The sequence below is a fragment of the Streptomyces rapamycinicus NRRL 5491 genome (genome assembly GCF_024298965.1).
Lineage (GTDB): Bacteria > Actinomycetota > Actinomycetes > Streptomycetales > Streptomycetaceae > Streptomyces > Streptomyces rapamycinicus.
Window position 1 is genome coordinate 9,284,895 of record NZ_CP085193.1, and the last position, 11,827, is coordinate 9,296,721.

Genomic DNA, 11,827 nt, shown 5'->3' on the forward strand with positions numbered 1-11,827 from the left:
CACGTGCGTAAGGTCACGAAGAAAGGGCGTCGATGGCGATTGCCAAGGCCGAGCGGTTGATGAACCTGGCCCTGTGCCTGCTGGGAACGCGGCGTCCGCTGACCAAACGGGAGTTGCGGGGCTCCATAGAGGCGTACCTCCAGACCGACACGGCCAACGACGAAGCGTTCAACCGCATGTTCGAACGCGACAAGGACGATCTGCGTGAACTCGGCCTGATCATCGAGACGGTGGAGGGCCTCGACGGCGAGATCGGCTATCTCGCCCGCCGGGACAGCAACCGCCTCCCGCCGATCACCCTGGACGCCGAGGAGGCCGCCGCCCTCGGCCTCGCCGCCAAGGTCTGGCAGCAGGCCCGGCTCGCGGGCGCCGCCAGCGGCGCCCTGCAGAAGCTGCGCGCCGCCGGGATGCCGGTCGCCGAGGATCCGTACGACACGCCCGGGCACAGCGCGCTGGAGCCGCGCATCCCGGTCCATGAGAGCGCCTTCGAACCGCTGATGCTCGCCTGCCGCGACCGCCGCCCCGTCGTCTTCGACTACCGCAAGGCGAACGCCGCGCGCCCCGGGCAGCGGCAGGTCGAGCCCTGGACCCTGGAGTGCTGGCGCGGCCACTGGTATCTCGCCGGATGGGACCGCGAGCGCGCCGCCGAGCGGGTCTTCCGGCTCTCCCGGATCACCGGCCGGGTCCGGCTGCGGTCCGGCGCGTTCACCGCCGAGGTGCCCGACCACGTCACCGTCCGGGAGACCGTGGAGAGCTGGGCGGGCGAGACCGCCAACGGCACCGCCCGGATCCGGCTGCGCTCGGGCCACGGCTATCCGCTGCGGGCGAAGGCGCTGTCCACCCGGGAGGCCGGCGACGGCTGGGACGAGCTGGAGATTCCCTACGGGCACGGCCTGGACGCCTGGCTCGTGGAGTTCGGCCCGGATGTGGTCGTACTGGCGCCCGAGGAACTGCGGGCGGATGTCGTGGACCGGCTGCGCGCGGTCGCCAAAGGCTGAGGGGACGGATCTACTTCACCATGGCCGGAAACGCCATTGACCAGACTCGGCGGATGCTCTCCCTGGTGACGTATCTGCGCGAGCGCCCCGGCGCCCGCGTCGCCGACGTCGCCCGGGCCTTCGGCATCAGCGAGGACGAGCTGATCGCCGACCTGGATGTGCTGCCGCTGTGCGGCACCAGCTTCCGCGGCGGCGACCTGCTGGACATCGACACCGACGGAGAGCGGATCTGGTGGCACAACCCCGATGACGTGGCCGAGCCGCTGCGGCTGGCCGCCGACGAGGCCACCGCGCTGCTGGTCGCCGCCCGCGCCGTCGCCACCCTCCCCGGGCTGCGCGAGGGCGACCGGGACGCGCTGCTGCGGGCCACCGCCAAGCTGGAGGCCGCGGCGGGCGAGGCGGCGGGCGCCAGCTCCCGGCTCTCGGTGATCTTCGAATCGGAGGGCGGGGTCTTCGCCGACGTCGACCGCGCCATCTCCGAGCGCCGCAGGCTGTGGCTGCGCTACTACTCACCCGCGCGTGACGAGGTCACCGAGCGCGAGGTCGACCCGATCCGGCTCTTCGCCGTCGGCCGCACCTACATGGAGGCGTGGTGCCGCCTCTCCGAGGCGCGGCGGACCTTCCGGCTGGACCGGGTCGTCGAGATCAAGCTGCTGGACGAGGCGTCCGACCCGCCGCCGATCGAGCTGCGCGACCTGTCGGAGCTGTCCTCCGCCCTGGTGCAGACCGGCGCCGAGGACCCCGAGGTGGTCGTCGAGGTCGGCCCCGGCGGGCGCTGGGTCGCCGAGTACTACCCGCACGACAGCGCCGATGAGCTGCCCGACGGCGGCCTCCGGATCACGCTGCGCGCGCCCGACCCCGGCTCGCTGCGGCGCCTGGCGCTGCGGCTGGGCAGGGACGGCAGGATCGTCTCGCCGCAGGAGCTGTCGGACAGTGCTCGGGACGCGGCGCGGCAGGCGCTCGCGGCGTACGGTGAGTGAAGGGACGCACACAGTGACCGCACGGGGGAGTGCCACGTCGGTGATCTTCAAGGCAGCCTGTCCGCAGTGCCGCGGCCGGTTCGAGCTGGCCGCGGGCGCCCTGCGGCTGGCCATTGGGGCCAGCCACCGCACCACCTTCTACTCCTTCACCTGCCCCGACTGCGGAACCGCGGTGCGCAAACCGGCGGGGGAGCGGATCGTGGAGCTGCTCACCGGTGGCGGGGTGCGTACACTGAGGCTGCACTCCACCGTCTAGGCTCTGCCGCATGCTCTGGCCGATGCTCGCCCTCGCCCTCGCCTTCTGCGGAATCGCCGTTCTCGCCGTGCTCTCGGTGCGGGTCTACGCCGAGGTCCGCCGGCTGGCCCGGCAGGTGTCGGACAGCTCGGAGCGGATCACCCGGGCCGCGGAGGACCTGGAGCGGGCCTCGGCTCCGCTGGGGTCGACCGTCGACGCGCTGCGTCGGCAGTGACAGCCGCTCTGCGTCGGCAGTGAGGGGTCGCTCTGCGTCGGCGGTGAGGGCTCGCGCCGCGTCGGCGGTGAGGTTCGCCGCTGATGGGCACTCTGCTGCCCCACAGCCAAGCGGGGTACGCTGAGATTTCGTGGCCCCGGAAACGAGGCGGAGGGCCGCAACCCGGAGTCCGCACGGGGATTGCTTCCGGTTTACCCCCGCGCGCTACGATCGCTGACAGCACGGCTGCCGGACACCTGTCCGACCGGTCGGGCAGCCCCACCCCCAGCCGCCTCGGTGAGAAGGTAGACGCTTATGCTGTTCGGAAAGATCGGCGTTCCCGAGATTCTCCTCATCCTTGTCGTCGTGCTGCTGCTGTTCGGTGCCAAGAAGCTTCCGGACATGGCGCGCTCGCTGGGCAAGTCGGCCCGGATCCTCAAGAGCGAGGCGAAGGCCATGAAGTCGGACGGTCAGCAGCAGCAGAACGCTCCGGCCGACCCGCCCCACCCCGGTCAGGACGACGCCACTCACCGCACCATCCAGGCCGCGCCCGGAGACGTGACCAGCTCGCGCCCGGTGTCGGAGCCGAGCGACACCACCAAGCGCTGACCCAGGGCCACTTGAAGGCGGCGCGAAGGGCCGCCACCGGACGCACGAGATGAGGACGTGGGTTGCTCAAGTCTGCCCGCAAAAAGGAGAAGGACCCCGAGGGGCGGATGCCCCTCTCCGAGCATCTGCGTGAGCTGCGCAACCGGCTGCTCAAATCGGTCCTGGCGATCTGTGTGGTCACCATCGTCGCGATGTTCTACTACATGGACATCGCCGAGTTCCTGATGCAGCCGGTGCTGGACTCCGTCGGCTGTGGCGATGTCACGCTCTCCAGCCTCTCGGACAAGGGGAGTGGCGGTGGCCCCTGTGCGAACTTCACCACCAATGGTCTGCTGTCGCCGTTCACGATCATGCTGAAGGTCTCCTTCATGACCGGTGTGGTGGTGGCCACCCCGATCTGGCTGTACCAGTTGTGGGCCTTCCTCGCACCCGGGCTCCACCGCAATGAGAAGAAGTACGGCCTGTTCTTCGTCGGACTCGGCGTACCGCTCTTCGTCTGTGGCGCGTACTTCGCGTACATGATCCTGCCGACCAGCGCCAAGGTCCTCCTCGGCTTCACCCCGGGCGGGGTCAGCAACCTCCTCCCACTGGACGACTTCCTCGATCTGCTCGCCCGGATGGTCGTCGTCTTCGGGCTCGCCTTCGAGCTCCCGCTGCTGCTGATACTGCTGAACTTCACCGGCGTCCTCAGCGGACGCCGGATGCTCGGCTGGTGGCGCGCCATGATCATGGGGATCACGGTCTTCGGCGCCATCGCCACTCCCAGCACCGACCCGATCGGCATGTTCGCCCTGGCCGGGCCGGTCGTCGTGCTCTACTTCGGTGCCGTGGGCGTCTCGCTGCTCAACGACCGGCGCAGGGCGCGCCGCCGGGCCGCCGACCCGGACTTCGGGCTGAGCGACGACGAGGCGTCCCAGCTGGATCTGACCCCCGAGGCCGTGGCCGCGCCCAGCGCCGCGCCGGAGCTCACCGACGGGGACGACTCCGGCCCCGCCCGGCGCAACGGCTACGACGACGTCACATAGCCGTACCCGGCTGTACGCAGTCATATCCGGTCATATCCGGCCGTACCCGCCCATACCCGCCCGCCCGCGGCCGTCCATCGGACGGCCCGGCGGGCGGCTCGGTGAGCGGCCCGGCCGGTGGGCCGAACAAAGCCCCGATAAAGATCGCGTGCGCTGTCGGAGGTGGCCGGTAGGCTCGTAGATACGATGACCGACGAGCTATCTCCCGCCGAGCGCTATGCGGCGTCCCGCGACCGGGCCGCCGAGCAGGCCACCGCGCTGGCCCCCTTCCGCGAGATGTACGACTTCGAGCTGGACCCGTTCCAGATCGAGGCGTGCAAGGCCCTGGAGAGCGGCAAGGGTGTGCTGGTCGCCGCTCCCACCGGCTCGGGCAAGACCATCGTGGGCGAGTTCGCCGTCCACCTGGCGCTGACCCAGGGCCGCAAGTGCTTCTACACCACGCCCATCAAGGCGCTGTCGAACCAGAAGTACACCGACCTGGTGAAGCGCTACGGCGCCGACCAGGTCGGCCTGCTCACCGGCGACAACAGCGTCAATTCCGAGGCACCGGTGGTCGTGATGACCACCGAGGTGCTGCGGAACATGCTCTATGCCGGCTCCCAGTCGCTGCTCGGCCTCGGCCATGTGGTGATGGACGAGGTCCACTACCTCTCCGACCGGTTCCGGGGCGCCGTCTGGGAGGAGGTCATCATCCACCTCCCCGAGTCGGTGACGCTGGTGTCACTCTCCGCGACCGTCTCCAACGCCGAGGAGTTCGGCGACTGGCTGGACACCGTCCGCGGCGACACCGAGGTCATCGTCTCCGAGCACCGTCCGGTGCCGTTGTGGCAGCACGTGCTGGCCGGGCGCCGGATGTACGACCTGTTCGAGGAGAAGAGCGGCCAGGACGGCGACCAGGGCGGACGCCGCGAGGTCAACCCCGATCTGGTCCGGCTGGCCCGGATGGAGAACAGCCGCCCCTCCTTCGGCCGTGACAAGCGCCGCGGCCGCAATATGCGCGAGGCCGACCGGGAGCGCGAGCGCCGCCAGCGCAGCCGGATCTGGACCCCCGGCCGCCCCGAGGTGATCGACCGGCTCGACGCCGAGGGGCTGCTTCCGGCCATCACCTTCATCTTCAGCCGGGCCGGCTGCGAGGCCGCCGTCCAGCAGTGCCTCCACGCGGGGCTGCGGCTCAACGACGAGTCGGCGCGCTCCCAGGTGCGGGCCGTCGTCGAGGAGCGCACCGCCGGGATCCCCGACGAAGACCTCCATGTGCTGGGGTACTTCGAATGGCTGGAGGGCCTGGAGCGGGGCATCGCGGCCCACCACGCCGGAATGCTCCCCACCTTCAAGGAAGTCGTCGAGGAGCTCTTCGTCCGCGGCCTGGTCAAGGCGGTCTTCGCCACCGAGACCCTCGCCCTCGGCATCAACATGCCCGCCCGCTCGGTGGTGTTGGAGAAGCTCGTCAAGTGGAACGGCGAGCAGCACGTCGACATCACCCCCGGTGAGTACACCCAGTTGACCGGCCGCGCCGGGCGGCGCGGTATCGACGTCGAGGGCCATGCGGTGGTGCTGTGGCAGCGCACCATGGACCCCGCGGCGCTCGCCGGGCTGGCCGGCACCCGCACGTATCCGCTGCGCTCCTCCTTCAAGCCGTCGTACAACATGGCGGTCAACCTGGTCTCCCAGTTCGGGCGGCACCGCTCGCGCGAGCTGCTGGAGACCTCCTTCGCGCAGTTCCAGGCCGACAAGGCGGTCGTCGGGATCTCCCGTCAGGTGCAGCGCAACGAGGAGGGCCTCGAGGGCTACCGCGCCTCCATGACCTGCCACCTCGGCGACTTCGACGAGTACGCGCGACTGCGCCGCGAGCTCAAGGACCGCGAGACCGAACTGGCCCGGCAGGGCGCGGCCCAGCGGCGCGCGGCCGCCGCGGTCGCCCTGGAGAAGCTCCGCCCCGGCGATGTCATCCACGTGCCCACCGGCAAGTTCGCCGGGCTCGCCCTGGTGCTGGACCCCGGGCTGCCCGCCGGGCGGGTGGGCGGCCACCGCGGCATGGAGTACCACGACGGGCCGCGGCCCCTGGTGCTCACCGCCGAGCGGCAGGTCAAGCGGCTGGCGTCGATCGACTTCCCGGTCCCGGTCGAGCCGCTGGACCGGATGCGGATCCCCAAGTCGTTCAATCCGCGCAGCCCCCAGTCGCGCCGCGACCTGGCGTCCGCGCTGCGCACCAAGGCCGGCCACCACGATATGCGGCGCCACCGCAAGGAGCGCTCAGCCGCCGCCGACGACACCGAGATCAGCAGGCTGCGCGCGGCCATCCGCGCCCACCCCTGCCACGGCTGCAGCGACCGCGAGGACCACGCCCGCTGGGGCGAGCGCTACCACCGGCTGCTGCGCGACACCCGGCAGCTGGAGCGGCGCATCGAGGGCCGTACGAACACCATCGCCCGCACCTTCGACCGGATCTGCTCCCTGCTGAGCGAGCTCGGCTATCTGCGCGGCGACGAGGTCACGGACGAGGGCAGACGGCTGGCGCGGCTGTACGGCGAGCTGGACCTGCTGGCCAGCGAATGCCTGCGGGAGGGCGTCTGGGAGGGGCTGCCCCCCGCCGAGCTCGCGGCCTGCGCCTCCGCGCTGGTCTACGAGGCGCGGACGGCCGATGACGCGCTGCCGCCCAAGCTGCCCACGGGCCGGGCCAAGGACGCGCTCGGCGAGATGGTGCGCATATGGGGGCGGCTGGACGCCCTGGAGGAGCAGCACAAGATCAACCAGGCGGAGGGCGTCGGCCAGCGCGAACCGGACCTGGGCTTCGCCTGGGCCGCCTACCGCTGGGCCTCCGGCCATGGGCTCGACGAGGTGCTGCGCGAAATCGACGTGCCAGCCGGTGACTTCGTGCGCTGGACCAAGCAACTGATCGATGTGCTCGGCCAGATCGCCGCGGCGGCCCCCGAGGGCACCGTGGCGCGCAGCGCCCGCCGTGCGGTCGACGGGCTGCTGCGCGGAGTCGTGGCGTACTCCTCGGTCGGCTGAGCCCGTCGCCCGCAGCGGTGCGCTCAGGCCGGATCGTAGGTGAAGGGGAGGGTGTTGCTGTTGCCCGCGGGGGTGTGGAGCTGAACATTGACGGTTCCGGCCGCGTGCGCCGGAGCCGTCGCCACGGTCAGGTTGTCCGAGAGGACGCTGAAGGAGGCCGGGACTCCCCCGAAGGTCACGGAGTCGGTGTAGGTGAGGTTGGAGCCGTTGATCGTGACCGAGTCGCCGCCCAATGACGAACCCTCGTCCGGGATCAGCGAATTGATCACCGGGGTGCCGAGATAGGTGTAGTACGGGTTTCCCGGGCCCAGGGTGCTGGTGCCACCCGGCGTGGTCACGGTGACCACGACCGTGCCGGTGCCGGGAGGAGCGGTCGCCGTCAGCTGGTTGTCGGAGATCACGGTGAAGCCGGTGGCGAGGCTGGGGCCGAAGTTGACGGCGCTGGCCAGGGCCAGGCCGCTGCCGGTGATGGTGACGGAGTTACCGCCGGTGTCCGGACCGAACTGCGGGCTCACACCGGTGACGACCGGGGCGGCGACATAGATGTACGACAGCGGATTGCTGATGCCCCCCGGCGTGGTGACGGTCACGTTCACCACCGACGCCGGTCCCGCCGGCGCGCTGACGGTGATCTGGGTGGGGGTGTTGGTGAGGATGGTGGCGGGGGTGGCGCCGAAGAGGACTTGGGTGGCGCTGGTGAGGTTGGTGCCGGTGATGGTGATGGTGTTTCCGCCGGAGGTGGGTCCTGAGGTGGGGGTGAGGTTGGTGAGGGTGGGGGCGGGGGTGGTGGTGTAGGTGTAGGGGAGTGGGTTGCTGGTGCCGGCTGGGGTGGTGACGGTGACGTTGATGGTGCCGGTGCCTGCGGGGGCGGTGGCGGTGAGTTGGGTGGGGGTGTTGGTGAGGATGGTGGCGGGGGTGGCGCCGAAGAGGACTTGGGTGGCCCCGGTGAGGTTGGTGCCGGTGATGGTGACCGTATTGCCGCCGCCGGTGGGCCCCGAGGCCGGGCTGAGCGCGGTGAGCACCGGAGCCGCGACCGTCGTATAGGTGAAGAACACGTTCTGGGTGCTGGTGCCCGTCGGCCCCGTGACCGTGACCTTGGCCGTGCCGCTTCCCGGCGGAGTCCTTGCCGTGATCTGTGTGGCGCTCACGACGACCACATTGGAGGCGAGATTCGGGCCGAACCTGACCACGGTGGCGCCTATGAAGCCGGAACCATTGATGGTGACAGGGGTGCCCCCGGCCGGATTGCCTTGTGTGGGGCTGACGCTGGTCACTACGGGGGCCATGATGCCCTTCTCCTTCTTGAGCCGTGCGGACGGCCGTGCCCTGACCGGCGGGACGTCGGTCAGGGCACGGGGGATCGGAAATCACCGTGTGCCATGCGGGGTACTGACTGACCCGGGGATGACCGTGCGGGGCTTGCCCGCCCACGGTCGGTGGATCAGGTGACGGTGAAGGCGCCGGGGCCGGATGTGCCGCCACAGGTGGTGATCGTGAAGGCTCCCGCGCCCGCGGCCGCCGCGGCGGGCACCGCGGTGACGATGGACGTGGCGTCGATGGGCGTGAAGGGCAGACCCGTGAACGCGGTGGCGGCCGAGTCGGTGAACGTGACGTCGGTGATGCCGATGAGGCAGGTGGCGCCGGAGATGGTGGTCTCGGTCCCCGCCGCGCCCGTGGCAGGGGTCAGCGTGGCGGCGGTCAGAGTCGGCGCGTTGTAGTAGTCGATCAGGGTGGTGCCCGCGGTGCCCGTGCCGCCGACCGTGGTGACCGTCACCTGCTGGGTGTCGAAGCAGCCGGCCGGGGTGTGGGCCGGGGCCGTGACGGTGACCTGGGTGTTGCTGCCGCCGGCGGCGAACGCGACCGGAGTGAGCGCGCCCACGTTGACGGTGCCCCCGGCCGCGAAGCCGGTGCCGAAGACCGTGATCGAGCCACCGGCGGCGGGCAGGCAGGTCTCGTCCAGCCCGGTGGTCGTCGGCCGCACGATGACGAAGAACGGCACCGCGTTGGTCCTGGTCCCGTTCGACAGGTTGGTACTGACCGAGACCTGACCCGAACACGGCGCGGAGGAGGGAACCACGAAGGTGACCACGGTGTTGGAGACCGCCGTCGGGCTGACGACGGCGCCGCCGAAGTTCACCGAGATGGTCGTGCCCAGCGATGTGCCATTGATGTTGACAGTGGTGCCGACCGTGCCCTGGCTGGGGGTGAGGGAGGTGATGGGCATGAGTTTTCTCCTGTTCGATCGTCTTGCTGTGGGCGGGTGTGCCGAGAGAGGAGGGATGGGCACGTGGCCGTTGCCCGCACCGGCTTCCGTCGCGCGGAGGGGTGGAAGCGGAGGGGTGGAAGGGGAGACGGATCCTCGGGGGCCTGGGACGCCACGGCTTTCAGCGGGGACCGCAAGACCGGTGATGGCGACTTGAGAGGGACTCGACTCGTGCCCGGGTGCCGGCCGTAATGGGGCGAGTCATGCGTGGAACGGGTCGGCGCCGAGGTCACCGTGGTGCCGAAACTCTCGCTCGATGTGAGTGAACCAAAAGTGGGATAGGTGCGGAAGGTGCGAAAAAGGCTCGAACGGAGCTCATATGACGATATGTCAAGCCTCCGTGGTGGGCTCCCGTGAGCCGGAGTGCGCCCTCCGCGCCGCCGGAGCGATGCCGGTTGCTCTGCCGTCCCCGCCGAGGCCGGGATACGCGACGGCCCCGGCTCGTCACCGGGGCACGCGAAGGCCCCGGCCGGATGCTCCCGGCCGGGGCCTGACGGTCGTACGCGCCGCTTCGCCTACGCGACGGCCTCCTGTGCCGCGCCCCCCCCGCGCGACGACTTCGACTTCCTGGGCGGCGTCCCCCTACGCGGCGGCCTCCTCGGGCCCCGCGCTCTCCTGCTCCGCCTCGACCTGCTGGTTCCACTCCCGCTTCGACGCCTGCCAGCCGTCCTCGTCATGGCCGCGCCGCCAGTACCCGGAGATGGACAGCCACTCGCGCGGGATCTGGCGCTCCAGGCGCAGATGGCGGCGGATCTCCTTCACGAAGCCCGCCTCGCCGTGAACGAAGGCGTGCATCTGCCCGGGCGGGAACTCCAGCCCCCGTACGGCCGCCACCAGCGTCTCGCCGACCGGCGCGGCGCCCCGGTGCAGCCAGCTCACCTGGACCCCCTCGGGCGCGGTGACCTTGAGCTCCTCCGTCTCGTCCGCCACCTCGATGAACACGTGCACCGGTACCTCGGCCGCGCCACCCGCCCGGCTGTCGGTGAGCCGCTCCAGCGCCGTGGCGATCGCGGGCAGCGCGCTCTCGTCGCCCGCGAGCAGATGCCAGTCGGCCTCGGTGCTGGGGGCGTAGGCGCCGCCCGGCCCCATGAAGTGGATCTCCTCGCCGGGCCGGACCCGGGCGGCCCACGGCCCGGCCAGCCCTTCGTCGCCATGGGTCACGAAGTCCACCGTCAGCTCGCGGGCGGCCGGGTCCCACGCCCGCACCGTGTACGTCCGCGTGACCGGCCACTGCTCGCGCGGGAACTCGGCACGGATCCGCTCCAGGTCGAACGGCTCGGGGTAGACGGCGCCCCCGGTCGGGAACAGCAGCTTGATGTAGTGATCGGTCCACTCGCCCGCATGGAAGTCCGCGAGGCCGTCGCCGCCCAGGACGACCCGCACCATGTGCGGGGTCAGCCGGTCGGTGCGCACCACCTGTGCGCGATGCGGCGTGCGCGTCTTACGGGCCGGACGGTCCGCCATGGAGACCTCCCTGATCAACAAGAGTTAGGTTTACCTAACCTAACAGCTCATTCCTCAAGAGTGGACAGCAACCTGCGCAAAGATCCGCCCAATCCCCAGCGCTCCGCCAGCGCCGCCACGGCTCCAGGGTCGCGCGGCGTCCTCGGCAGCGCCGGGTCGAAGGCGGGAAGCGCCACGTCCGAGGCGACACGGACCACCTTCGGGGCGACCTCGACATACGCCCGCGCCTCGGCCAGCCGCTTGCGCTGGGCGGGGGTCAGCTTGGCGGCGGGGTCGTCGACGGCGGCCATGATCCCGGCCAGGTCACCATGGGCGGCCAGCAGCTTGGCGGCGGTCTTCTCGCCGACGCCTGGCACCCCCGGCAGGCCGTCGCTGGGGTCGCCGCGCAGCAGCGCCAGCTCCGCGTACCCCCGGCCGGTCACTCCGTACTTCTCGCGCACATAGGACTCGTCGACGAGCTGCAGGGTGCCCACGCCCTTGACGGGGTAGAGCACCCGCACCCCGCGCTCGTCGTCCACCAGCTGGAACAGATCGCGGTCGCCGGTGACGATGTCGACCGGGCCGGCCGCCCGGCCGGTGAGCGTGCCGATCACATCGTCGGCCTCGTAGTCCGCGGCGCCGACCCGGGCGATGCCGATCGCGTCCAGCACCTCGTCGATCACCGGGACCTGCGGGGAGAGGGTGTCCGGCACCTCCTCCTGGTCCACCCCGGCCCCCTCCGGGGCCTCCTCGGCCACCCGGTGGGCCTTGTAGGTGGGGATCAGGGCGACCCGCCAGGCCGGGCGCCAGTCGAAGTCCATGCAGGCCACCAGGTCGTCCGGGCGGTGGTCCTGGACGAGCCGGGCGATGAAGTCCAGGAGCCCCCGCACGGCGTTCACCGGCGTGCCGTCGGGGGCCCGGACCGAGTCCGGGACCCCGAAATAGGCTCGGAAGTAGAGAGAGGCGGTGTCGAGGAGCATCAGGCGTCGCGTCACGAACCCGACTATGCACTACCCCACTGACACCGATCCCGAGGATAATGTGAAGTGGA

11 protein-coding genes are annotated in these 11,827 nt (G+C 70.9%); 7 read left to right on the forward strand and 4 right to left on the reverse strand.

From position 1 onward, the window contains the following. Positions 1-32 precede the first annotated feature (32 nt). From LIV37_RS39110 to LIV37_RS39140, 7 genes are all read left to right on the forward strand, one after another. Positions 33-998 carry a helix-turn-helix transcriptional regulator gene (locus LIV37_RS39110; RefSeq protein WP_020872592.1) on the forward strand — a complete coding sequence of 322 codons (966 nt, stop codon included), beginning with the start codon at positions 33-35 and terminating at the stop codon, positions 996-998. A 20-nt stretch (positions 999-1,018) separates the two neighbouring features. Continuing rightward, entirely contained in the window at positions 1,019-1,978 is a 960-nt protein-coding gene (locus LIV37_RS39115; RefSeq protein WP_121823995.1) for a helix-turn-helix transcriptional regulator, read from the forward strand. After that, the gene (locus LIV37_RS39120; RefSeq protein ID WP_044577890.1) at positions 1,971-2,234 is read left to right on the forward strand and encodes a hypothetical protein; all 264 of its coding nucleotides are present in this window, start codon (positions 1,971-1,973) and stop codon (positions 2,232-2,234) included. The genes LIV37_RS39115 and LIV37_RS39120 overlap by 8 nt, the downstream gene beginning before the upstream one ends. Positions 2,235-2,244: 10 nt before the next feature. Next, positions 2,245-2,448, forward strand: coding sequence for a hypothetical protein (locus LIV37_RS39125; RefSeq protein WP_020872595.1), 204 nt, complete (start codon positions 2,245-2,247; stop codon positions 2,446-2,448). Positions 2,449-2,745: 297 nt separating this feature from the next. After that, entirely contained in the window at positions 2,746-3,036 is a 291-nt protein-coding gene (gene tatA / locus LIV37_RS39130; protein ID WP_044582155.1) for a Sec-independent protein translocase subunit TatA, read from the forward strand. 62 nt (positions 3,037-3,098) lie between these two features. Next, the gene (tatC, locus tag LIV37_RS39135) at positions 3,099-4,061 is read left to right on the forward strand and encodes a twin-arginine translocase subunit TatC (RefSeq protein ID WP_121823994.1); all 963 of its coding nucleotides are present in this window, start codon (positions 3,099-3,101) and stop codon (positions 4,059-4,061) included. Positions 4,062-4,247: 186 nt separating this feature from the next. Continuing rightward, positions 4,248-7,070, forward strand: a complete 2,823-nt coding sequence (locus tag LIV37_RS39140) for a DEAD/DEAH box helicase (protein WP_020872598.1) — start codon at positions 4,248-4,250, stop codon at positions 7,068-7,070. Between the two features lie 23 nt (positions 7,071-7,093). Here the strand turns inward: LIV37_RS39140 and LIV37_RS39145 are convergent, their stop codons facing one another. The 4 genes from LIV37_RS39145 to LIV37_RS39160 form a co-directional block, all read right to left on the reverse strand. Next, on the reverse strand, positions 7,094-8,356 hold the full coding sequence (locus LIV37_RS39145) for an IPT/TIG domain-containing protein (protein ID WP_121823993.1): 1,263 nt from the start codon (positions 8,354-8,356) through the stop codon (positions 7,094-7,096). Positions 8,357-8,511: 155 nt separating this feature from the next. Then, on the reverse strand, positions 8,512-9,294 hold the full coding sequence (locus LIV37_RS39150) for an IPT/TIG domain-containing protein (protein WP_121823992.1): 783 nt from the start codon (positions 9,292-9,294) through the stop codon (positions 8,512-8,514). A 621-nt stretch (positions 9,295-9,915) separates the two neighbouring features. Then, positions 9,916-10,797 carry a siderophore-interacting protein gene (locus tag LIV37_RS39155; RefSeq protein WP_020872599.1) on the reverse strand — a complete coding sequence of 294 codons (882 nt, stop codon included), beginning with the start codon at positions 10,795-10,797 and terminating at the stop codon, positions 9,916-9,918. A gap of 47 nt (positions 10,798-10,844) precedes the next feature. After that, positions 10,845-11,756 carry a 5'-3' exonuclease gene (locus LIV37_RS39160; RefSeq protein WP_020872600.1) on the reverse strand — a complete coding sequence of 304 codons (912 nt, stop codon included), beginning with the start codon at positions 11,754-11,756 and terminating at the stop codon, positions 10,845-10,847. Between the last annotated feature and the right edge of the window lie 71 nt (positions 11,757-11,827).